The following is a 22,380-nucleotide window of genomic DNA, read 5'->3' as shown; positions in this document are numbered from 1 at the left end:
GCCGCGTTGCCGCGGCCGCTCCGGGTTTCAACTGTTACTGCAGGAGCTTGAGCACGCTCTGCGTGGTGGAGTTGGCCTGCGCCAGCACCGAGACACCGGCCTGCTGCAGGATGTTCGCGCTGGACATGTTGGCCGTCTCGGCCGCGAAGTCCGCATCCTGGATCTGGCTGCGCGAGGCAGACAGATTCTGCGAGATGGTCTGCAGGTTGGCGATGGTGGAGCTGAAGCGGTTCTGCACCGCACCCAGGTCGCTGCGCATGGCGCTGACCGAGGACAGCGCGGCGTCGATGCGGCTGATGGTGTCGTTCGCGCCGGCGACGTCCTTGATGTTGACCGTGCTGAGCGAACCGGACACCGCGATCGTGCCCGCCGTGAGCTTGGTCGCCGTCTCACCTGCGGCGGTGCCGCCGATGGTCAGGGTCTCCTGCGAGGAGATCTGCAGCTTGTTGTCCCCATCCACGGACGCGTGCAGGCCGCTGATGCCCTTGGAGTTGATCGCGTCGGCCAGCTCCTGCACGCCATGGTAGGTGCCCGCGTCGATCTCCACGGCCGAGCCGTCGCCCACCTGCAGCGAGAGGTCGCCGTCATCCAGCACGATGTCGCCCACCGCGTCGGCCGAGCCGGCCACGGTGCCGACCGCCAGGGCAGCGGTGCCGATCTTGCCGGCAGCGGCCTGTGCGCCGGTGAAGGTCGTGGCGCCGCCGGTGGTGGCGGTGGCGAGAACCAGGTTGCCGGTGGCGGCATCGACGCTCGCCACGTCACCGGAACCGCCCGCCTTCACGGCAGCTTCGTTGATCGCGTCGGCCAGGGACTCCACCGAGGTGTAGGTGCCCTTGGCCACGGTGGCCGTGGTGGCCACACCGGCGCCGCCGCCATCGGCCAGGTTGATGGTGAGGTCGCCGTCGATCTTCACGCCGGTGGAGAACGCCGCGCTGCTGCTGGCCGTGGCGATCTGGCCGATCTGGCTGGTCTTGACGCCCTGGCCCAGGTCCACCGAGATGGTCTCGCCGACGTTGGCGCCGATCTGGAATGCGGCGCTGCCGAAGCTGCCGTCCAGTACGTGGCGACCGTTGAACGTGGTCTGCGTGGCGATGCGGGTGATCTCGGCCAGGCGCTGCTGCACTTCGGCATCGAGCGCGGCGCGGTCGGAGTCGGAGTTGGTGGCGTTGGCGGACTGCACGGCCAGCGTACGGATACGCTGCATGTTGTTGGTCACCTCGTTCAGCGCCGACTCGGTGGTCTGCGCCAGCGAGATGCCGTCGTTGGCATTGCTGACGGCCTGGTTCAGGCCGTTGATCTGCGTGGTGAAGCGGGTCGAGATGGCGAGGCCAGCGGCATCGTCCTTGGCGCTGTTGATGCGCATGCCCGAGGACAGGCGCTCGATCGCGGTGGCGAGCTTGCTCTGCGTGGCAGCCAGGTTCTTCTGGGCGTTCAGCGAGCTGATGTTGGTGTTGACGCTCATGACCATGGGATTTATCTCCGGATAGGGTCTTCAGTGCCGGTGGCCGGCGGTGGTAGCCAGCGGGGATTCCGTTGGGAACACCGCCGCCTCAGGCACTTTTTCGACCCCTTCCATGGAAACTTGAGCACGTGTTGACATTTGTTTTCGCTTGCGCTGACCGGACCGGCGGATCAGCGCAGGTAATCGAACAGCGACATGTTCTGCAGCTTGCTGAAGGTCATCTGCGCGGCCTGCAGGGCGGAGCTCTGCAGGCTCAGGCGGCTGACCGCGTCGTAGTAATCCAGGTCCTGCACGTCCGACAGCGCGGTCTTGTGCTGCAGGGCCAGGTCGTCGTTGAGCGAGGCCTGCTGGTCGAGCGCATTCATGCGCGCGCCGACCGCCGCGCGCGCCTGGATCACCGAGCCGACCGACTGGTCGATATTGGCCAGCTCGCCGTTGAGCGTGTTCTGCATGGCGGCGCCGCCGCCGTTGGGCATCTGCAGCGTGGCGATGATGCTGTCGAGCGTGGCGAACATGTCCTGGCTGGACGAGGGCGCCACGGCAAAGCTGTCGCCTGCCGCGGGCGTGCCGCTGAAGGCCACCTGCACGCCCTTGAAGGCGATCGCGCCGCCCTTCTGCGGATCGTAGCTGCCGCTGTCCACCAGCGCGCCGCCGCCGTCGCGGATCTCGTAGGCATCGGCGGCGGTGAAGGTGATCTGGTAATTGCCGCCATCCCAGGCGCCGGCGTCGGTGACGCTGTTGGCGCCGGCCACCGCGGTGCCGGTGTTGGCGCCGCCGGCGGCGAGGCTGAAACTGCCGTTGCCGTCGGGAATGTCCATGAAGATGGCGCTGCCCGGGTCGCCGGTGGCCACCTGCAGACCCGGACCGGCAGCGACCATGCGCTGGCCGGCATCGCCTACGTAGTTCACGCCGCCTTGCGACAGGAACGGCGCGGTGCCGGTGCGGTTGCCGGCGAAAATGTAATCGCCCTGCGAATCCTTGTTGTTGGCCATGCCCAGCAACTGCCCGCGCAACTGCACCATCTCGGCGGCGATGTCGCTGCGCGATTCATCGGTCTGAGTGGCGTTCATGCTTTGCAGCAGCAGCGTGCGCACGCGACCGAGCACGTCGTTGACCGAGGACAGGGTCTGGTCCTCCAGCCCCAGCCGCGCATTGGCCGAAGTGATGTTGCGCTGGTACTGCGCAGTGTCGGCGCCCAGGTGGGTCAGCTCCACGGCGCGCGCGGCGCCGACCGGATCGTCGGAGGGCTGGTTGATGCGCTTGCCGGTGCCCATCTGGGTCTGGATGCCGGACAGGTCCGACTGCCGCTCCATCATGGTGTTGACCGACTGCTGCTGCATCCAGTTGGTGGAGACTCGCATCGTTGCTTCCTCAGCCCCTGAACGCGCCAAGCAGCGCGTTGAAGACGGTGTTGGCGGCGGTGATGATCTGCGCCGAGGCCTGGTAGGCCTGCTGGAAGCGCACCAGGTTGGCCGCCTCCTCGTCGATGTTCACGCCGCTGACGCTCTGCTGCGCGGCCATGGCCTGGTTGAACACGGCGTTCTGGGTCTTGGCCGCCTCGTCGGCCAGCGCGCCGGCGCTGCCGACCTGGCCGACCAGCTGGCCGTAGGCGCGGCCGACGCTGGTGGCGCCGCCGTCGAGCACGCCCAGGTTGGCCACCGCACCGAGCTTGAGCGCGTTGGCGTTGTCGCCGCGCGCGTTGGCGTTGGCCTGCACGCCGAAACTGTCGCCGGCCGCAGGATCGCCGTCGAGCGTGAGGCTCCAGCCGTTGTGCTCGATCGGCGTGCCCGGGGTGAAGGTTTGTGCCGGACCGCCGTCGATGCTGTAGCTGGTCGGCGAGGCGAACACGATGCTGGAGCCGGCGAACAAGTTCGGATCGCTGCCGTCGGCGACCGTGAGCGCGCCCACGCCGGCGCTGCCGGTATTGGCGCTGGCCGCGCTGCCAACCAGCGGTGCGGCGGCGGCGAGCTGGTTCGGATCGGTGATCGCCACCGCCATGCTGCCGGCGGCGTTGCGGGTCGGCTGGATGCGGAAGCTGTCGCCCGCGCTGGCCGCGCCACCGCCGACCACGAAACTCAGGCCGCCGGCCTTGAACGGATCGGCGGCGGTACCGCTGCCGCTCATCGCCACCGTCGCGCCGCTGCCGTCGCGCAGGCCCCAGGCGCTGCCGTCGTAGGAAAGCACGTAGTCCTGGTTGCCCAGTGCACCGATGTCATCGATATCCGCCGCGAGCGTGGCGCTGCCGGCATTGCTACTGGCCGCCTGCACGGCCGGGCCGGCGACGGTGAAGAGATCGCCGCCGAGCTGGCCGTTCAGATCCACGCCCTGCGCATGCTGGGCGTTCATCGCATCGGCCATCGCCAGCGCGGCGCGGCCGAGCTGGTTCTGCGCCGGGTCGAGCACGTTGCTGCGGAAATCCAGCAGCGCGCCCAGCGTGCCGCCGCCGATGCGGCCGCTCAGCACCGCGCCGGTGCCCTTGTCGACCACTTCCAGCCGGGTGGCATCGTAGCTGTTCTGCGCAGTGCCCAGCTCGTAGGACTGGGTGCCGCTGACCAGCGCCTGGCCGTTGCCGACGAACACGCTGAGCGTGCCATCGCTCTGCGACGCCACGCTGATGCCGACTTCGCCGGAAAGCTTCTTGATCAGGGCGTCGCGCTGGTCCAGCAGGTCTGCCGGTTGCTCGCCGGTGGAGGCGCGGATGCGCTCGTTGAGCTTGGCGATGGCGGCGCTGTCGCTGTTGATCGAGGCGACCGTGTCGGTGAGCTGGCGCTGCACCTGGCCGTCGAGGCTGCCGAACTGGCCGGACAACGCGCGGAAGGTGCTCGCCAGCGCGCCGGCGCGGGCCAGCAGCACGCCGCGCGCGGAGGCATCCGCCGGCGCGTTGGCCATGTCCTGCACGGCGCCGAAGAACGTGTCCAGCGAGCTTTGCAGATTGCTGCTGCCGGAGAGCTGGTTGTTGAGCTGGTCGGTCAGGCCCTGGAAGGCATCGGCGCGGCCCTTGGAGGACGCCGCCGACCACAGCGCCGCATTGAGGTGCTGGCTGTAGGCGCGCTGCACGGCCACCGTATCCACGCCGGTGCCCACGTAGTAGCGGCCCTCGGCCTGCGGCGCGCGCGCGCCGAAGCTCACCTGCTGCCGGCTGTAGCCATCGGTGTTGACGTTGGAGACGTTGTGGCCCGTGGTGCTCAAGCCCACCTGCGCGGCGAGCAGGCCGGAGACGCCGGTGGAAAGCAGGTCAGCCATGGAGATTCCTTGGAGAGATGCAGCTCTTCTGTTCCCTCTCCCCGGCATCGCCGAGGGAGAGGGAGCGGGAGTTGGCGGAGGCGTGCGTCATGCCTGCTGTGACGGCCGGTTGACGCGTCACTTGAACGTCCCCTCGTCCAGCGCCGCCAGCGCCTCGCGCATCTGCGGACTGTTGGCGATCGAGGTGAGCTTGGCCGCATAGGCCGGGTCGGTGGCGTAACCGCCGCGGCTCAGCGCATGCGCGAAGCCGGCGATGTTCTCGCCCTGACCCAGCGCGCGGGCGTAACGGGGGTTGTCGGCGAGCAGGCGCGCGTAGTCGGAAAAGGCGTCGGTGGGACTGTCGTAGGCGCGGAAGTTGTCGCGCTTGCGCACCGCCACGCCACCTTCGTATTCCAGCGTGGGCACGCTGACCTTGTCGCCGTCCCAGCGGCTGCCGGCCTTGATGCCGAACAGGTTGAAGCTGCTGGACCCGTCATGCCGATGTGGCAGGTGCTTGCCCCAGCCGGTTTCCAGCGCCGCCTGTGCCAGCAGCGCGCGTACCGAGACGCCCAGCTTGTCGGCGGCGGCCTGCGCATGCGGCGCCATGGCGCGCACGAAGCCGGCCGGATCGCCCGGGACGAACTTGCTGACCACGTCCGCGGCGGTATGTGCCAGTTCGCCCAGCGTGGCGCGCCAGCCCTGTGCCGGATGGGCGTCGGCGGTGAGCGGAAGCAGGCCGCCGCCCTGCCCGTCCGCGGGCTCGCCCAGGTGCAGCAGGGCGCGGGTGCCGGCTTGGGCGCCGGCCGCGAGCGGTCCGAACAGGCTGGCGGCCGCGCCGGCCGGCAACGCGCCGGCGGCGACGCTCGCCAGCAAGGCCTTGTTGTCGGTCACCGGCGCAGGCTTGGGTTCGGCGTCCTTGCCGCCGAGCTGGCGTACCAGCAGGCGGGCGATCCCCAGGCCGTTGTTGCCCTGCGAGAGCGACAGCGACAGCTGCTGGTCGAACAGGTCGCGGTAGGCCTTGCCCTGCTGGCTGTCGCCCATCGCGTTGTCGCCGAAGCTGGCGTTCGCGTCGCGCATGGACTTGAGCATCATCTGGGTGAAGATCGCCTCGAACTGTTTGGCGACCTTTGGCAGCGCGGCCTTGCCGTTGTCCTTGGCCTGCGCGCGCAACTGGGCGAACCCGGACAGGTCGGTCCAGGTGTCGAGCGCAGGCAGGGAAGCGTTGGCAGGCGTCATGTTTCCGTCGCGGTACTCAGATCACGACGAGCTCTGCATGAAGCGCGCCAGCCTGCTTGAGCGCCTGCAGGATCGAGATCAAGTCGCTCGGCGCGGCGCCGACCTGGTTCACCGCGCGCACGATGGTGTCCAGGCTCACGCCGGGGCCGAACTTGAACATGTGCGCGCCCTCCTCGCTGACCTGCACGTCGGAGCTGGGCACCACCGCGGTCTGCCCGCGCGAGAACGGCGCCGGCTGGCTGACCTGCGGCTGTTCGCTGATGGTCACCTGGATGGCGCCGTGCGCCACGGCGGCGGCGGTCACGCGCACGTCCGAACCGATCACCACGGTGCCGGTGCGCGAGTTGATCACCACGCGGGCCGGCGCCTCGCCCGGGGTCACGTCCAGGTTCTGGATCATGCCCAGCCAGGCGACCTTCTGGCCCGGGTCCTGCGGGCCGCGCACGGACACCGTGCCACCGTCGACCGGCTGCGCTGTGCCCTGGCCGTAGGCGGCGTTGATGGCCTGCGCGATGCGCGCGGCGGTGGTGAAGTCGGGGGTGTTGAGGTTGAGCATCAGCTCGCCGCTGCTGCCGAACGAAGACGGCACGCTGCGTTCGACCGAGGCGCCGTTGGGGATGCGTCCGCTGGCGGAGATGTTGACCTGCACGCTGGAGCCGCTCTTGCCTTGGGCGCTGACGCCGCCGACCACCACGCTGCCCTGGGCGATCGCATAGACGTTGCCGTCGGCGCCGCGCAACGGCGACATCAGCAGCTGGCCGCCGCGCAGGCTCTTGGCGTTGCCGATCGAGGCGACGGTGACGTCGATGGTCTGCCCGGGCTTGGCGAACGGCGGCAAGTCGGCGGTGATGGTCACCGCCGCGGCGTTCTTCAGCTGCGGGCGCGCGTTCGGCGGCACGGTGATGCCGAACTGCTGGAGCATGTTCTCCAGGCTCTGGGTGGTGAACGGGGCCTGGGTGGTCTGGTCGCCGGAGCCGTCGAGGCCGACCACCAGGCCGTAGCCGATCAGCTGATTGGAGCGCACGCCGCCGACGGAGGCGAGGTCGCGAATCTTGTCGGCGTGCACCGGATCGATGAACAGGCAGAGCATGAGCCCCAGAACAAGCCTCGGCACAGCTCCCTCTCCCCTCCGGGGCGAGGGCTGGGGTGAGGGGCCACTCTTGTGGAAAAGGTTGGACAGGCGGTGCGTGAAAGAGCCAAAAGCAGAGCGCGCCAGACGGGCGCCGCTCGCGACAATCGACCCCTCACCCCAACCCTCTCCCCCATCCTTGATCGGGAAAGGGGGAGAGGGAGCGGATCGCGCGAGGTTGTGATTCGCGTTCATCAGAACGGCATCCACTTGGAATTGAAGAACCGCGACAACCACCCGCGCGTGTTCGCATCGGCCAGCGTGCCGCGGCCGGTGTAGCTGATGCGCGCGTCGGCCACGCGGGTCGACGGCACGGTGTTGTCGGGGCTGATGTCCTGCGGACGCACGATGCCGGCGATGCGCACCAGTTCCTGGCCCTGGTTGATGGTCAGCCACTTTTCGCCACGCACGATCAGGTTGCCGTTGGACAGGCGCTGGGCAACGGTGACGGTGATCTGGCCGGTGAGCTGGTTGGACTGGCTGGACGCGCCATTGCCGTCGAAGCTGCGCTCGCTGTTTATGCCGACGCTGAGCGGGTTGCCGTTGACCGACAGGCCGTGGCCCATGACGGTCGGCGCGCCGATGTCGGCGTTGTCTTTCTTGCTGGTGCTGGTGCTGGCCTTCTTGCTCGCCTGGGTGCTCTCCACCAGCAGCACGGTGAGGATGTCGCCCACGCGGTGCGCACGCGCATCGACGAACAGCTCCATGTTCTGGTTGTCGTGGTAGATCGAGCCATCGGCGGGCGCGGCGGCGATGGCCGGCTGCATCGGCGGCGTAGGCGCCCACTCGGCGTCGTCGCGCGCCGGCATGGCCATGCAGCCGGCGAGCAGCGCCAGTGCCAGCGCGGCGGTGGAAAGGCGGAACAGGGACATCTTGAAGGCGCTCAGGTCTTGTTGGTGAGGAACTGCAGCATCTGGTCGGCCGCGGAGATGGCCTTGGAGTTCATCTCGTAGGTGCGCTGGGTCTCGATCATGTTGACCATCTGCTCGACCACGTTGACGTTGGAGCTCTCCAGCGCGCCCTGCGCCAGCGTGCCCAGGCCGTTCAGGCCTGGCTGGCCGATCTGCGGCGTGCCGGAGGAAGCGGTTTCCAGGTACAGGTTGTCGCCGTTGGGCTGCAGGCCGGCCGGGTTGATGAAGTCGGCCAACTGCACGGTGCCGATCTGCTGCGGCGCGGCCTGGCCGGGCAGCGTGATGCTGACGGTGCCGTCGCTGCCGATCGTGATCGACTGCGCGTTGGCCGGGATGGTGATCGCCGGGTCAACTGCATAACCGTTGGCGGTGACCACCTGGCCGTTCTGGTCCATGTGCAGCGAGCCGTCGCGTGTATAGGCGATGGTGCCGTCCGGCTGGGTCACCTGCAGGAAGCCGCGGCCCTGGATGGCCACGTCCAGCGAATTGCCGGTCTGCTCGATGTTGCCCTGCGTGAACAGCTTCTCGTTGCCGACCACGCGCACGCCGGTGCCCAGCATCAGGCCGGACGGGGCGATGGTCTGCTCGGTGGTCTGCCCGCCCGGCTGGCGCAGGTTCTGGTAGATCAGGTCCTGGAACGAGGCGCGCGAGGTCTTGAAGCCGGTGGTGTTGGCGTTGGCCAGGTTGTGCGAGACCACGTCCATGCGCGTCTGCTGCGCATCGAGGCCGGTCTTGGCGACCCACAGGGAAGAGAACATGGATGTCTCCTTGGAATGCTTAAGTGAGTGACAGCAGGCGGGTCGCCGACTGCGCGTTGTCGTCGGCGTTCTTGATCGCCTTGACCTGGAGTTCGTACTGGCGCGACAGCTCGATCATCTGCACCAGCGTCTGCGACGGGTTGACGTTGCTGGACTCCAGCACGCCGGATTTGAGGCCCACCGCCGGATCGCCCTGCGCCACGCCGCCGCCGGCCAGGTGCATCAGGCCGTCGCTGCCCAGCGCCAGGTCATTGGCGGGCGGGTTGACCAGCTTGATGCGCCCGACCGTGGCGATGGTCTGCGGCCCCTGGCCGGTGGGTACCACCGAAATGGTGCCGTCGTTGCCGATCGCGACCTGGGAGGCGGGCGGCAGGCTGATCGGGCCACCGTCGCCCAGCACCAGGTTGCCGCGCGCGTCGGTGAGCAGGCCATCGGCGGTCAGTTGCAGATTGCCGGCGCGGGTATAAGCCTCGCTGCCGTCGGCCGCCTGCACCGCGATCCAGCCGTCGCCCTGCACCGCGACGTCCAGCTCGCGGCCGGTCTGGATCTCGGCGCCGGCGCTCAGATCCACGCCCTGCCCCTGCGCCACGCCGTTGATCCGCGTGGGCAGGCCAGGGCCCTGCACCGGCAGCGCCTGGAACGCGGACATCTGCGCCTTGAAGCCGACCGTGTCGGCGTTGGCCAGGTTGTGCGCCACTTCCGTCTGCGCCCGCATCATCTGCGTGGCGCCGGTCATGGCGACGTAAAGCGAACGATCCATGCGATGCCCCGGGCGTCAGCGTCAGTTGCGGATGTTGATGATGGTCTGGGTCAGCTTGTCGTCGGTGGAGATCACCTGCGCGTTCGCCTGGTAGTTGCGCTGCGCCTTGATCATGTTCACCAGCTGCGCGGTGAGGTCGGCGGTGTTGGAGGACTCCAGCGCCCCGGACTGAACCGAACCGAAGGTGCCCTGCCCGGCCCCGCCCATGATCGCGGCGCCCGAGTCGAACGAGGACGCCCAACTGGTGTTGTCCAACTGCCGCAGGCCCTGCAGGTTGCTGAAATCGGCCAGCGCGATCTGGCCAAGCGACACCGCCTCGCCGTTGGAGTACTTGGCCTGTACGACGCCCTCGTCGGATACGTCGATACTCGACAGCGTGCCGCTGGGATAGCCGTCGGGATAGACCGCGTTGAGGCTGTAGCTGTTGCCGAACTGGGTGGATTTGGCCAGGTCGATCGACAACGCCATCGGGTCGGCGCCCGGGTTCACCGAGAGCGCGCCGAAATTCAGCTTGCCGCCCGCCGGCGTCGCCAGCGCACCGCTGCTGGTGAAGGTGACTGCCTGTGGCGCGCCCGCCGACACGCCGTCGACATACAGGTGCGCGTTCCAGGTATTGGCGGCCGCGTCCTTGACGAAGTAGACGGTGCCGTTGTGGGTGGCGCCGAGCGAGTCGTAGGCGGTGAACGGCGCGACCTGGTTGTAGCTGAGCGGATCGGTGGGATCGAACGGCGTCGTGGTCGGGGGTGTCGCATCCGACGCCAGGTTCATCGTCAGTGCCACGTTCGTGGTGGCCTTGGCGGCACTCTGCGCGTCGGTTACCCGCAGGTCGCTCAGCTTGCTGGTATCGAAGCCATTGCCCGCCGGTGCGAATACCTGCAGATGTTGGCCGCTGGAGTTGGTCACGTAACCGTCGGAGTCCGGATGGAAGGCGCCGGCGCGGGTGTAGGAGTAGCCCTTGCCGTCGCGCATGGTGAAAAAGCCGGTGCCGTTGATCGCGAAGTCGAAGCTGTTGCCGGTGGTCTCCGGGTTACCGGCACCGAACTGCTGCGACACGTCGGCCAGCCTGACACCGGAGCCGATGGCGTTCGCCGCGAGGTTGCCTCCGACGGAGCTGAACAGCTCGGCGAACTCGGTGCGCGAGCCCTTGAAGCCGGTGGTACCGGTGTTGGCGATGTTGTTGGCGGTGACTTCGAGGTCCTTGGACGCCGCGTTCAGGCCGCTCAGCGCGATATTGAAAGCCATCGGTGTTTCCCCTGATGAATTAGTTGACGCGCGCGACCTGGCTCAGCAGCACGCCGCCGAAACCGTCCACGTCGAGATAGGCGCCGTCGGCGCCGGTCATGCCCACGCCGGCGACCTTGCCGGTGACATAGGTGGCCACCGCGGTGGTACCCACCTGGGCGGCCAGGCCGTAGCTACCCGGCGGCAGCGGCTCGCCGTTGTCGCCCATGCCGTCCCAGTGGAAGTCGGCCAGGCCGGCGACCTGCGTGCCCAGGTCGATCGTGCGCACCACATTGCCGGCGGTATCGGCGATCTGCACGAAAGTGCGACCGCCGCCGTCGGGCACGTTGACCGCGCCATCGAGCGCGCCCCCCTGCAACTTGCCGACCGCTGATGGCACCGTCACGTCGCGGCCGACCATGCTGGAGGCCTGCAGCAACTGGTTGCCCTGCATCGACTGGGCCAGCGCATCGAAAGATGACTGCAGCTCCTGCGTGGCCGAGACCTGGTTGATCTGCGCCAACTGGCTGACCATCTGCGACGAATCCATCGGCTGGGTCGGGTCCTGGTTGCGCATCTGCTGGATCAGCAGGCTCAGGAAATCGGCCTGGCTCAGCGTCTTGGTCTGCCCCAGCGCGCTGGCGGCGCCGCTGGCGGCGGTGTTCGAGTTGACTGCGATATCGCTCATGGCCGTCCTTTACTTGCCCAGGTCCAGCGTCTTCTGCATCAGCTGGCGCGCGGTGTTCATCACTTCGACGTTGTTCTGGTAGGAGCGCGAGGCGGAGATCATGTTGACCAGCTCGTCCACCGGGTTGACGTTGCTCTGGTAGACGTAGCCCTCGGCGTCGGCTAGCGGGTTGCCCGGCTCGTAGCGGCTGGTGACCGCGGCCTGGCTTTCGGTGACGCCGAGTACCTTGACGCCCTCGCTGCCGGCGGCCGCCGGCTTGCCGTCGATACCGGCCCGGATCGCGGCGAACAGCGGCTCCTTGGCGCGATAGGCGGCCTCGGGCGTGCTCGCCACGCTGTCGGCGTTGGCCAGGTTGCTGGCCACGGTGTTGAGCCGGGTGGACTGCGCCGCCATGCCGGAGCCGGCGACGTTGAAGATGTTGAACAGCGACATCAGCCCTGGCCTCCGGTGATGGCCGTGCGCAGCATGCGGATCTGCGCGGTGATGAAGGCCAGGCTCGCCTGGTAATGCACGCCGTTGGCGGCAAAGGCGGCCTGCTCCTGCTGGGCGTCGACGGTATTGCCGTCCATGCTCGGCTGGGTCGGCACGCGGTAGGCCAGCGTGTCGCGCGCCTGCGCGACCGGGTCGATCTGGCCGGGCGTGGGCGCGGCCAGCGACAGGTGACCGTCGCCGCTGCCGCCGGCGGCGGCCAGTGCCTTGCGGAAGTCGACGTCGCGGGCGAGGTAGCCGGGCGTATCGGCGTTGGCCAGGTTGCTGGCCAGCACTTCGGTACGGCGCTGCCACAGCGCCATGGCGCCGGTGTGCATGCCGAACAGGTTGTCGATGGGTTGGTTCATCGCTTGCCTCCGCGCGGGTCGATGTATCCGCACGGGGCTTGAGGCAAGTTGTGTGCCACGGGGACGCGAAGCCTTGCTGTAGCTGGCTTTGCGCGGGAAGCAGGATTTCCCTCCGGCCGCGGAGTCGGTTTTCTGACGGCGCGTTCCAGCCCCCTCCCCTGCTTGCTGGGGTGGGTTGGGGTGGGGTGCTCTTCCGCTCCGGGCGGGCTACCCCCTCCCAGCCTCCCCCTGCACGCAGGGGGAGGAGCGGTTACGGCGTGCCCGGCTCTTCGTCCGGCAGCAGCTCGATCACGGCCTGTGCCAGCAGGTCCGGCTGGAACTTGGCGATGAAACGGTCGGCGTTGACCTCGCGCACCATCGCCTCGTTGAACAGTCCGGACAGCGAACTGTGCAGCACCACCTTGAGCCGCCGCAGCGACGGCGTCTCGCGGATCGCGCGGGTGAGCGCGTAGCCGTCCAGTTGCGGCATCTCGATGTCGGACACCACCAGGTTGATGCGCTCCTCCGGCGGCAGTGCGGCCAGCTCGTGCAGGCGATCGAGCGCTTCGCGGCCATCCTGCGCCACTACGCACTCGATGTTCATCTGCTGGAACAGGTTGACCAGCCGGCGCCGTGCGACCACCGAGTCGTCCGCCACCAGCACGCGGCGCGGGCGCATGGGATGAGCCCCGGCGGCGCGCTGCATCTGGACGGAAAGCTCGCCCGGCGCGACATCGATGCTGGCCAGCACCTGCTCCACGTCGACCACCGCCACCAGTGCGCCATTGATGCGCGTCACCGCGTTGATCCACGAGCCGAAACCCAGCGCTGCGCTGGGCGCCACCATCGATTCGCCCTCGCAATGCACCATGTGCGAAAGATCCGACACCAGGAAGCCCTGCACCGAGCGGCTGAACTCGGTGACCATCAGGTGTGCCAAGGGCTCGTCGATCAACGGCGGATAGCCCAGCGCCGCGGCCAGGTCGATCACCGGGATGGTCTGCCCGCGGTAATCGCAGCTGCCGGCGATCAGCGCGTGCGCGCCGGGCATGCGCTCCAGCGGCGGCCGGCGCAGCACCTCGCGCACCTTGAATACGTTGATGCCGAACAACTGCGCGTCGCCCAGACGGAACAACAGCATCGCCACGCGGTTGTGCCCGGCAAGGCGGGTCTGGCGTTCGACGTTTTCCAGCAGCGCGCCGGCCATGCGGGTCTCCAGCAGAAAGAGCGTCCGGTTCTATCGGCCGCCCGCAGCACCACTTGAGCGCCCGACGCCCTTGTAGGAGCCCACTTGTGGGCGATGCTCCTGCTCTAAGTGCATCGAAGCCGAAAGCATCGCCCACAAGTGGGCTCATACAGGATCGCGCGTGGCTGGCACATGCATTGCTTGTTCAAGTTTCGACGCATCCAGACGATGTCCTGAACATTCCATCCGCAGGAACCGCACTTTCATGAGCCTGATCCGTAGCCAGTCCCTGGCCGCGCTGGTCCAAGCGGCCGCCGCTGGCGACGAGGCCCGCCTCGAACAGCTGTCGCGCCAGCATCCCGCGGCCGCCCGCGCACTGGCGCCTTTGCTGGCGCGCCTCGACGGCGGCCAGCCCTCGGCGCTGGCCCTGCAGACCCTGGAGCAACAGGGGCTGGTGCTCTCGGCCGCGCAGATGCTGGGGCGGGAGCAGTCCGCGCTGGACAAGGCCACCGAGGAGAGCCGCGACGGCGTCGGCCGCTTGACGGACGCCAGCGCCGGAATCTCGACGGCGCTGCAACAGGTCGCCACTGCCTTGACGCAGGCCGAACAGGCCCGCCAGACCGGCGGCGCCGGCGCGAGCGAGCTGGACGGGCAGTTGCGCCTGTTGCGCAGTGCGCTGTCGGCGATGAACCGCAACCAGTCGCGGCTGGCCGAACAGGTCGGACAGATCCGCAAGCTTACCGGCGTGGTGCAGGAGATCGCCCACCAGACCAACCTGGTCGCATTGAACGCAGCGATCGAGGCGGCGCGCGCGGGCGAGGCCGGGCGTGGTTTCGCCGTAGTCGCCGACGAGGTCAAGCAACTGGCCGAGAAGACCACCCAGGCCACCACCGAGATCGAAACGGTGACCGGCTCCATCGGCGAGTTTTCGCAACAGCTGGACGGCGACGTGCAGCAGGGCATGCAGCGGCTGGAACAGGCCCAGTCCGGCGTCAGCCAGACCAACGACGCCCTGGCCCGCAGCGGCGAAGTGCTGGCCGATGCCAGCGCAAAGATCGCCCAGTTGCGGCAGGGTCAGGACGTGCAGCAGGCGCGCGCCGCCGCGGCGCAGGCTGCGCTCGGCGCCCTGCAGCGCCGCGGCACCGAGGCGCGCCGGCAGAGCGAGGCGCTCAGCCGCGCCGCGTTGCTGGCGCACCGGCTGGCGCTGGGCTGGCTGGAACACGAGGCCGGCAACGACCCTGCCAGCCTCAGCCTGACCGTGCGCGAAGCGGCCCAGGGCATCCGCCAGGCGACCGAACTGGCACTGCTCGAGCCCAGCGCGCTGGACCGGCGCTGGTTCGACACCGACGCGCTGGACCGCACCGTGCGCCGGCTGGCCGCGCAACATCCCGATCACCCGGCCACCGGCGCGCTCAGCCAGGCCGGCGCGCGCTTGTCCGAACATGGCAACGCTTTCGTCGGCCTGCTCTGCGACGGCCAGCTCGAACAGGCCAGGCAGCTCAGCCAGCAACTGGAATCGGAGCGCGAAGCGCTGGTCACCCAGCTCGCCGCGTTGCTGGCGGACGCCTGATGGGTTGGGTGCGCCGCTGCCTGCTGCTGGCGCTGCTGGGGACGGCCCTGCCGACCCTGGCCGCGCCGCTGTCGGAGGCGGACCTGCGCGCCCAGGCCGAACGCTACGTGCAACAGCAATATGCCGCGCCGGGCAGCCGCGTCGAGGTGAAGTCCGAACCGCTCGATCCGCGCCTGCGCATCGCTGACTGCCCGGTGCCGCTGAGCGCCAGCCTGCCCGGCCGCCTGCGCATGACGCCGCGGCTGAGCGTGCTGGTGCGCTGCCCCGCCGCCGACGGCTGGACGCTGCGCGTGCCGGTCACGCTGCACGTCTGGCGCCAGGTGCTGGTGGCCAGCCGGCCGCTGATCCGCGGCGACGGCATCGTGGCGGCCGACGTGCACGCCGAAGAACGCGACGTCACCCACCTGCCCTACGGCTACATCGGCCGCATGGACCAGGTCGCCGAGCGCAGCCTGGCACGCCCGGTCGCCACCGGCAGCGTGCTCACGCCTGGCGCGCTGGGCGGGCGGCAGATGATCCGCGCCGGCGACCACGTGCAACTGCTGGCCGAACTGGGCGGCATCGCCGTGCGCGCCGACGGCGTCGCCCTGGGCAGCGGCGACGCGGGTTCCCGCCTGCGCGTGCGCAACGGCAGCTCCGGCCGCGTGGTGGACGCCATCGTGCGCGCCCCTGGCGTGGTGGTGGCGCTTCCCTGAACGAACGGCAAAAACGAACCCCCACGACCGATTAAAGTTTTCTCCGACCGGGCCGATTCCCCAAGGGACAGGGCCCAACCGACTCGAGAAGGACCGATGAATACGACCATTTCCAACAACGGCATGCCGCTTCTGCCCCAGGCTCCCGGCAACCAGGCCAACGGCCACGCCGCCGGCACCGGCAACGCCGCCAGCGATGCCCCCGCCAGCGTGACCGGCAAGGACGACAGCGTCCGCCTGACCGATTCGGCCCGCGCGCTGCAGGATGCGGCCAAGGTCGACGGCCAGAGCGCGATCGACGCCAAGCGGGTGGAAAAGATCCGCCAGGCGATCGCCGATGGCAGCTATCAGGTCAACCCGGCCGCCATCGCCGACAAGATGATCGCGCTCGACGCGCAGATCGCCGGCACCTCCAAGCCGTAACGGCCCAGCCATGAGCAAGCTGCTGCATCACGAGCTCGAAACCGCGCTGGCCGCGGTGGTGGAGGACCTGCACCGGTCCGTTACCGAGCTTGCCGCGACCCTGGCCGCCGAACGCGAAGCGCTGGTCGGCGCCGACGCCGTCGCGCTGGATCGCGAAGGCGCGCGCAAGCAGGCGCTGATGCAGCAGATGGAACAACTGGACGCCGAACGCGTGCAGATGCTCAAGCTCGAGCCGGCCGCCGCCGCGCAGGTCGAACCGCGCTGGCGCGAAGTACTCGAGCTGCTCCGTGGCTGCCATGAAATGAACCAGCGCAACGGCCACCTGGTCGGCCAGCGGTTGACCCAGGTGCGCGAGGCGCTGGCCGTGCTGACCGGCCAGGGCGGCGACGCCCGCGGCGTCTACGGACCGGGCGGCGAAGTGCGCACCGCGCTGCGCTCGCACCACCTGGCGTCCGCTTGAGCGGCGCCCGGAACCTTACGGACGCCGTGCTGCAAGGCCGGTGGCGATCCATCCCCAGCGCGACAGACCGCGAGTAGATCAAGACCATGAGCGATACCGCCGTTTCGACCCAGTCCCGCCTCGCCGGCAACCGCGATACCCCGCTGCCGGTGGTGCGGATACCGATGCTGGACCAGAAGCGCGAGCTGTTCGCCTACGAGGTCATCTTCCACCGCCACGCCGGCGACGAGCAGACGCTGATGCAGCGCGTGCTCTCGACCCTGGCCGACGGCGCGCTGACCCGCCTGGTGCGCGGCAACCGCACCTTCCTCACCCTTCCGCGCGAACTGCTTCTGCAGCCGACCGACGTGCTGCAGCACCAGCCGCGCTTCGGCCTGCTGCTGCAGCCGGAGATGGCCGGGGACGCTGAGCTGATGGCGCGCCTGCAGACGATGGCCCAGCGCGGCTGCCTGCTGATGCTCGACGCCGGCGCGGCGGACCTCGCCGGTTCGGCGGCGGTCGAGGCACTGCTCCAGATCGTGCAGTTCGTGCGGCTGGACGCCAGCGCGCTGAGTCCCGAACAACTGCGCGAGCGTGCCGGACAACTGCATGAGCGCGGCATCTGGGTCGTGGCCGGCCACGTCGACGACCACAGCACCTACCAGCGCTGCCTGGAGCTGCCGCTGCAGGCGATCCAGGGCCGCTACCTGCTGATTCCCGACCAGGTGGACGTGCCGGTGCTCTCGGCCAACCGCCTGTCGATCCTGCGCCTGATGCGCGAACTGCAGGAAAACAGCCCGGGTCCCGTCGAGCTGGGCGACATCATCCGCAACGACGCGATCCTTTCGTACAAGCTGTTGAGCTGCGTGAACTCGGCCTACTTCGGCCTGCCCAAGCAGCTCAAGTCGGTGCAGCAGGCGGCGATCTTCTTCGGCGTCACCCGCATGCGCAACTGGATCTTCACCATGTCGCTGGGCGGCATGGACGACCGCCCGCCGGAGCTGCTGCGCACCGCGTTGATCCGCGCGCACATGTGCGAGCAGCTGGCCGGCAACATGGCACGCGCGCAGAAGGAAATGGCCTTCACCGTCGGCCTGTTCTCGCTGCTGGACACGCTGATGAGCGCGCCGATGGAGTTCGTGCTGGCGCAACTGCCGCTGGTGCCCGAGATCCGCGAGGCGCTGGTCGGCAACCGCGGCCCGTTCGGCCCTCTGCTGGAACAGATCCACGCGTGGGAAGCCGGCCAGCTGAGTGGCCAGGCCCAGCCGCAACACATCCAGCGCATGGCCGGCATCTATCTGGAAGCCACCCAGTGGGCCGACCAGGTGTACGCCTTCGCCGACCACAAGGCGCCCGCGGTCGCGGCGTAACACCAGGGAAAGGGCTGAGGCGTCCTCGGAGCCGGCGCAAGCTCTCGCCATCTCCGAGCCGCTCGCGCTGAGCGATCTGTGCCTCCCCTGCTTGCGGGGGGAAGCCCGCGAGCGCGCCGCTCACGCGTGCTCGTGGCGGGCACATCGCGCCAAAGCCGAAGCGCCCGCCCCGAACCACCCGACCGAACCCTCTCCCGCTGCCCCGGAAACCGTATTCCTCTCCCGGGGGAGAGAGGCTTCAGGCCGCGGTACCCGGAACCGTTCGCGCTGAGCCTAGGCGCATCGCGCCGAAGTCGAAGCGCCCGCCTCGAACCATCCAACCGAGCCCTCTCCCTCCGGGAGAGGGTGCCGACAGGCGGGTGAGGGTTCGGGCGGAGCGCAGCGCATCGGCGTCACCGACGCCCTCTCCCGGCGGAGATGCCTCAAGCTCTCGCCATCAACAACGCAAAGGCCCGATCAGGCCCGCGCCATCCGCCGGTGCAGCACCGCCACGGCCAGCACGCCCACGGCGGTTACCGCCATCCAGTTGCGCGCCGGCGCCCATTCGCCGCCCAGCCACGAGGCGCACGACACCGCGCCGATCGCGGTGACGCCCACCGCCAGCGCCAACGCCACATCGCCCACGCGGCGCCGACGCTCCCACAACAGCAGGAAGGCGCCCAGGGCCGACAGCAGGATCGCCCCCGCGCGCCGGACCGTGGTCGATTCCGGCGGCTCCGGCACGTCCGGCAGTACGTCGCTGAGCGAGCGCTCGCCCACCTGCACCTGGTAGCCCTGGCCGTCGACCTTGCTGGCCCGCACCAGGCGATCACCATCGAGCCGGGCGAAGATCGTCACCGGTTGCAGCGTCACCGCCTGCCAGCTCACCCGCACGTCGCCCAGCCGCGGCGAGCCCGGATCGACGCTGGTGGTCAGGTAGTCGTGATACAGGCTGAAGCTGGCCGCCAGGTTGGCCGGCAAGCGCGACGGATCGGGCGCCACCGGCTCGGCGCCGGGCAGCGCGTGGATCAGCACCGGCCCCAGCGAGAAACCGCCCACCCGAACGCTGCCCGCGACGAAGCGCTCGCTGTGCAGCGGAAACGCCTTCGGGTTGGCATGGCCGCGCGGCTGCTCGAAGCGGGTACTGTCCTGCAGCCCGTCCACCCAGTCCAGCTCGTAGTGCACGTCGTTGCCGACATGCACCTCGCGCCACTGGAACATCTCCACGCGGCGATCCAGCACCGGCGTGTCGACGCTCAGGTTGAAATCGCCGTCGCGCGGTGCCTGGATCACCTCGGGCGTGCCCGACACCAGCACCATGCTTCCGTGCTGGCCCGGCTGCGGCCCGCGCGACCCTGCCTGGACCACGTCGCCGCCATGGCGCACGGCGGCCAGGTGATGCAACAGCAGGCCGCGCTCGGTGATCGCCGACAGGCCGAGTCCGGCGAGCAGCAGCACCGCGCCGCCGCCGCGCAGCAGCAGGGCCCGCGTGCCAGTCCGCCAGCGCCGCGTCACCCAGCCGCCCCGGCCTGGACCGTCTCGCCGCGCAGGCCGGCCTGTTCGGCGCTGGTGCCGAAGCGGCCACGCTCGTCGCGCGTCACCCGGGCCAGCGCGCAGGCGTGATCGTGGGTGAAAAACAGCCGCACGTCGCGGGCGAGCTTGTCCTCGAGGAATTCGCGCTTCTCGTCGATCAGCGTCTCCGGCGCGCGGTCGTAGCCCATCGTGATCGGCAGGTGCACCCATGAGCGGCCGGGGATCAGGTCGGCGCAGAACACCACCCCGCCCACCTCGGCCAGCATCAGGCCGGGCGTATGGCCGCTGGAGAAATGGAAGCGCACCGACTGGCCCAGCGTTTTCGAATACGGCCCCTCGACCAGCTCCAGCCGGCCGCTGGCCTCCAGCAGCCCGGCCAGTTCCGGAATGAACGAGGCGCGGTCGCGCTGATGCGGCGACTGTGCGCGGTGCCAGTGCTCGGCGCCGACCAGGAAGGTGGCGTTGGGAAACAGCAGCCGTGGCGGCTCGCCTTCGGCCCACGACGCCAGCAGGCCGCCGGCGTGGTCGAAGTGCAGGTGCGAGAGCACCACCACATCGACGTCCTCGTGCGAGAGGCCGGCCTCGGCCAGCGATTCCAGCAGCACGTGGCGGTCCTCCACCACGCCGTAGCGTTCGCGCAGCTTGGGTTCGAAGAAGGCGCCGATGCCGGTTTCGAACAGCACGTTGCGGCCGTCCAGGTCCTTCACCAGCAGGCAGCGGCAGGCCAGCGGGATGCGGTTCTGCGCGTCCGGCTCGATCCAGCGGGACCACATGGCGCGCGGCGCGTTGCCGAACATCGCGCCACCGTCGAGTTTCTGGGTGTTGCCCTCAAGGGACCACAGCTGCATGACATGTCGCCCCTGTCCAAGGAACCTTGGCAGATTCTACGCAGCGGGGCCGCCCCTGTCTGCCGGCCCCGCGTCGCCCTTTTGAGACGCAGGGTCAGTTGCGCTGAAGGCTCGCCTATTGCACTTTGCCCAGTCCCGACGGCCGGCGCGGGTCGCTGGCCGCATCCAGCGCGTTGCTGCGGTGGTCCCAGGTGACCACGTTCATGAACCCCCACGGCGAGCGCGGGTGCAGCGAATAGCCCATGCGCTCGAGCTCGCGCGTGGTGGCAGCATCGAACACGCCCTCTTCCACGTCCACGCGGTCGGGCAGGAACTGATGATGGAAACGCTTCTGCGCCACGATGGCGCTGGCGTCCTTGCCGTCGATGAAGGCGAGGATGCCTTCGAGCACCTGGGTGATGATGGTCGAGCCGCCCGGCGAGCCGATCACCGCGGTGCGGTCCCGGCCCAGTACCAGGCTGGGCGACATCGAGGAAAGCATGCGCTTGCCGCCCACCGGCGCATTGGCCTTGCTGCCGAGCAGGCCGTACACGTTGGGCTTGCCCGGCACCAGTGCGAAGTCGTCCATCTCGTCGTTGAGCAGCACGCCGGTGCCAGCCGCGACGAAAGTGGAACCGAGCGTGTAGTTCACCGTCGAGGTGACGGCGATCATGTTGCCGTCCTTGTCGATGATCGAAAAATGCGTGGTATGCGGGCCCGGGTCGTGCGCACCGCTGGTGGGCAGCATCGAGGACGGCGTGGCCTGGTCCGGCAGGATGCTCTGTCGCAGGCCGTCGGCGTAGAACGGCGACAGCAGCATGTCCAGCGGCATCTTCACGAAGTCCGGGTCGCCGAGGTAATCGTTGTGGTCGCGGAAGGCGCGCCGCATCGCCTCGATGACGTAATGCACGCGTTGGGCGTGGTCGAGCTTGTCCATCTCCACGCCGCGCAGGATGTTGAGGATCTCGGCGATCGCCACGCCGCCGGAGGACGGCGGCGGCGCGGTGACGACGCGGTAGCCACGGTAGTCGATGCTGATCGGCGCGCGTTCCTTGACCCGGTAGCCGGCCAGGTCGGCTTCGGTCCAGTTGCCGCCGGCCGCGCGCACGGCGGACACCAGCTTCTTCGCCACCTCGCCCTGGTAGAAACCCTCGTGGCCCTGCCGCGCCAGGATCTGGAGCGTGCGCGCCTGGTCCGGATCGCGCCACAGCGTGCCCTCCGCCGGCGCCTTGCCGCCGACCAGGTATTTGGCCGCCGAGGCGGGCCAGCGCCTGAGATCGTCGGCGCGCTCGGCGATGGCATGGCGCAGGCGGCTGTCCGGCTCGAAGCCGTCGCGCGCGGTGCGGATCGCCGGCGCCAGCGAGGTCGCCAGCGGCAGCTTGCCGTAGTGCTCCGACAGCCACGCCAGCCCCGCCGGCTCGCCGGGAATGCCGGCCGAGAGCGGGCCCACCAGCGCGGCGTCGCGGTTGGGCGAACCGTCGGGGTTGAGGTAATCCTTCGGGTCCACCGCGGCCGGAGCCACCTCGCGCGCGTCGATGAACACCTCGCGCCCGTCCGAGGCGCGCCGCAGCACCGCCATGAAGCCACCGCCGAGGCCCGAGCTCTCCGGCTCGACCACCGAAAGCGTGGAGGCCACCGCGACCGCCGCGTCGAACGCGTTGCCGCCCTTGGCCAGCACTTCCAGTCCTGCGTTGGTCGCCAGGAAATTGGCGCTGGCGATGGCCGCGTGGCCGGGCTTCTGTACCTTCGAGGCGACGGCGGGGGCCTGTGCGGGCCGGTCGGCGGCGAAGGCCGGACCCGCGGTCAGCAACAGGCTCAGCAGGACAACGCGCCAACGCGGGGACAGACTCATGCCGTGGTTTCCTTCGCCATCAACTGGCGGTATTTGAGTTCGAGCTGCTCGCGGCCCTCGGCCAGCGTGTCGTCGACGAGGATGCACTCGACCGGGCACACCACCATGCATTGCGGCTCGTCGTGATGGCCCACGCACTCGGTGCACAGGGCCGGGTCGATGACGTAGTAGTCCTCGCCCATCGAAATGGCCTTGTTCGGGCACGCGGGCTCGCAGACGTCGCAGTTGACGCAGGTATCGAGGATCTTCAGGGACATGGCCTCAATGGTACCGCGGAGCAGCAGGCGCCTGCGAAGAACCTTCA

22 protein-coding genes are annotated in these 22,380 nt (G+C 69.2%); 5 read left to right on the top strand and 17 right to left on the bottom strand.

Features of this window, described 5'->3' with window-relative positions; all coding sequences use genetic code 11:
- Window positions 1-34: 34 nt before the first annotated feature.
- The 13 genes from OSC30_RS05110 to OSC30_RS05050 all read right to left on the bottom strand — a co-directional run bounded on the left by OSC30_RS05110 (window position 35) and on the right by OSC30_RS05050 (window position 13,409).
- Window positions 35-1,462: a flagellin N-terminal helical domain-containing protein gene (locus OSC30_RS05110; RefSeq protein WP_425474730.1), complete on the bottom strand. Its 1,428-nt coding sequence runs from the start codon at window positions 1,460-1,462 to the stop codon at window positions 35-37.
- A 170-nt stretch (window positions 1,463-1,632) separates the two neighbouring features.
- Window positions 1,633-2,823, bottom strand: a complete 1,191-nt coding sequence (gene flgL / locus OSC30_RS05105; protein WP_267170749.1) for a flagellar hook-associated protein FlgL — start codon at window positions 2,821-2,823, stop codon at window positions 1,633-1,635.
- Window positions 2,824-2,833: 10 nt separating this feature from the next.
- Complete coding sequence (flgK, locus tag OSC30_RS05100; RefSeq protein WP_267170748.1) at window positions 2,834-4,705, bottom strand: flagellar hook-associated protein FlgK; 1,872 nt, start codon at window positions 4,703-4,705, stop codon at window positions 2,834-2,836.
- 117 nt (window positions 4,706-4,822) lie between these two features.
- The gene (gene flgJ / locus OSC30_RS05095) at window positions 4,823-5,920 is read right to left on the bottom strand and encodes a flagellar assembly peptidoglycan hydrolase FlgJ (RefSeq protein ID WP_267170747.1); all 1,098 of its coding nucleotides are present in this window, start codon (window positions 5,918-5,920) and stop codon (window positions 4,823-4,825) included.
- A gap of 16 nt (window positions 5,921-5,936) precedes the next feature.
- Complete coding sequence (locus OSC30_RS05090) at window positions 5,937-7,010, bottom strand: flagellar basal body P-ring protein FlgI (protein WP_267170746.1); 1,074 nt, start codon at window positions 7,008-7,010, stop codon at window positions 5,937-5,939.
- A gap of 233 nt (window positions 7,011-7,243) precedes the next feature.
- Window positions 7,244-7,921, bottom strand: a complete 678-nt coding sequence (gene flgH, locus OSC30_RS05085) for a flagellar basal body L-ring protein FlgH (RefSeq protein ID WP_267170745.1) — start codon at window positions 7,919-7,921, stop codon at window positions 7,244-7,246.
- A gap of 11 nt (window positions 7,922-7,932) precedes the next feature.
- A complete protein-coding gene (gene flgG / locus OSC30_RS05080; RefSeq protein ID WP_267170744.1) occupies window positions 7,933-8,718 on the bottom strand; it encodes a flagellar basal-body rod protein FlgG in 786 nt (261 codons plus the stop codon).
- Between the two features lie 19 nt (window positions 8,719-8,737).
- On the bottom strand, window positions 8,738-9,478 hold the full coding sequence (flgF, locus tag OSC30_RS05075; protein ID WP_267170743.1) for a flagellar basal-body rod protein FlgF: 741 nt from the start codon (window positions 9,476-9,478) through the stop codon (window positions 8,738-8,740).
- A 21-nt stretch (window positions 9,479-9,499) separates the two neighbouring features.
- Window positions 9,500-10,720: a flagellar hook protein FlgE gene (gene flgE / locus OSC30_RS05070; protein WP_267170742.1), complete on the bottom strand. Its 1,221-nt coding sequence runs from the start codon at window positions 10,718-10,720 to the stop codon at window positions 9,500-9,502.
- 19 nt (window positions 10,721-10,739) lie between these two features.
- Complete coding sequence (locus OSC30_RS05065) at window positions 10,740-11,387, bottom strand: flagellar hook assembly protein FlgD (protein ID WP_267170741.1); 648 nt, start codon at window positions 11,385-11,387, stop codon at window positions 10,740-10,742.
- Window positions 11,388-11,396: 9 nt separating this feature from the next.
- Window positions 11,397-11,819 (bottom strand): flagellar basal body rod protein FlgC, encoded by a 423-nt coding sequence (gene flgC / locus OSC30_RS05060; protein WP_267170740.1) that lies wholly within the window; start codon window positions 11,817-11,819, stop codon window positions 11,397-11,399.
- Window positions 11,819-12,223 carry a flagellar basal body rod protein FlgB gene (gene flgB, locus OSC30_RS05055; protein ID WP_267170739.1) on the bottom strand — a complete coding sequence of 135 codons (405 nt, stop codon included), beginning with the start codon at window positions 12,221-12,223 and terminating at the stop codon, window positions 11,819-11,821. Before flgB ends, flgC begins: the two co-directional genes overlap by 1 nt.
- A gap of 250 nt (window positions 12,224-12,473) precedes the next feature.
- Window positions 12,474-13,409 carry a chemotaxis protein gene (locus tag OSC30_RS05050; protein WP_267170738.1) on the bottom strand — a complete coding sequence of 312 codons (936 nt, stop codon included), beginning with the start codon at window positions 13,407-13,409 and terminating at the stop codon, window positions 12,474-12,476.
- A gap of 244 nt (window positions 13,410-13,653) precedes the next feature.
- Between OSC30_RS05050 and OSC30_RS05045 the strand changes: the two genes are divergently transcribed.
- From OSC30_RS05045 to OSC30_RS05025, 5 genes are all read left to right on the top strand, one after another.
- On the top strand, window positions 13,654-14,958 hold the full coding sequence (locus OSC30_RS05045) for a methyl-accepting chemotaxis protein (RefSeq protein WP_267170737.1): 1,305 nt from the start codon (window positions 13,654-13,656) through the stop codon (window positions 14,956-14,958).
- Window positions 14,958-15,653 carry a flagellar basal body P-ring formation chaperone FlgA gene (gene flgA / locus OSC30_RS05040; RefSeq protein ID WP_267170736.1) on the top strand — a complete coding sequence of 232 codons (696 nt, stop codon included), beginning with the start codon at window positions 14,958-14,960 and terminating at the stop codon, window positions 15,651-15,653. Before OSC30_RS05045 ends, flgA begins: the two co-directional genes overlap by 1 nt.
- 96 nt (window positions 15,654-15,749) lie before the next feature.
- Window positions 15,750-16,076, top strand: a complete 327-nt coding sequence (gene flgM, locus OSC30_RS05035) for a flagellar biosynthesis anti-sigma factor FlgM (RefSeq protein WP_267170735.1) — start codon at window positions 15,750-15,752, stop codon at window positions 16,074-16,076.
- 10 nt (window positions 16,077-16,086) lie between these two features.
- Window positions 16,087-16,536, top strand: a complete 450-nt coding sequence (locus OSC30_RS05030) for a flagella synthesis protein FlgN (RefSeq protein WP_267170734.1) — start codon at window positions 16,087-16,089, stop codon at window positions 16,534-16,536.
- Window positions 16,537-16,622: 86 nt separating this feature from the next.
- Window positions 16,623-17,885 carry an EAL and HDOD domain-containing protein gene (locus OSC30_RS05025; protein ID WP_267170733.1) on the top strand — a complete coding sequence of 421 codons (1,263 nt, stop codon included), beginning with the start codon at window positions 16,623-16,625 and terminating at the stop codon, window positions 17,883-17,885.
- A 456-nt stretch (window positions 17,886-18,341) separates the two neighbouring features.
- Here OSC30_RS05025 and OSC30_RS05020 read toward each other — a convergent pair whose 3' ends face one another.
- The 4 genes from OSC30_RS05020 to OSC30_RS05005 all read right to left on the bottom strand — a co-directional run bounded on the left by OSC30_RS05020 (window position 18,342) and on the right by OSC30_RS05005 (window position 22,333).
- Window positions 18,342-19,379 carry a TMEM43 family protein gene (locus tag OSC30_RS05020; protein ID WP_267170732.1) on the bottom strand — a complete coding sequence of 346 codons (1,038 nt, stop codon included), beginning with the start codon at window positions 19,377-19,379 and terminating at the stop codon, window positions 18,342-18,344.
- Window positions 19,376-20,245, bottom strand: coding sequence for an MBL fold metallo-hydrolase (locus OSC30_RS05015; protein WP_267170731.1), 870 nt, complete (start codon window positions 20,243-20,245; stop codon window positions 19,376-19,378). Before OSC30_RS05015 ends, OSC30_RS05020 begins: the two co-directional genes overlap by 4 nt.
- A gap of 115 nt (window positions 20,246-20,360) precedes the next feature.
- A complete protein-coding gene (gene ggt / locus OSC30_RS05010; protein WP_267170730.1) occupies window positions 20,361-22,076 on the bottom strand; it encodes a gamma-glutamyltransferase in 1,716 nt (571 codons plus the stop codon).
- Window positions 22,073-22,333, bottom strand: coding sequence for a YfhL family 4Fe-4S dicluster ferredoxin (locus OSC30_RS05005; protein WP_267170729.1), 261 nt, complete (start codon window positions 22,331-22,333; stop codon window positions 22,073-22,075). Before OSC30_RS05005 ends, ggt begins: the two co-directional genes overlap by 4 nt.
- Between the last annotated feature and the right edge of the window lie 47 nt (window positions 22,334-22,380).

The organism is Frateuria hangzhouensis (assembly GCF_026410505.1).
In the GTDB taxonomy this organism is placed as follows: Bacteria; Pseudomonadota; Gammaproteobacteria; order Xanthomonadales; family Rhodanobacteraceae; genus Frateuria_A; species Frateuria_A hangzhouensis.
This window is presented reverse-complemented; position numbering and strand designations above follow the sequence as displayed.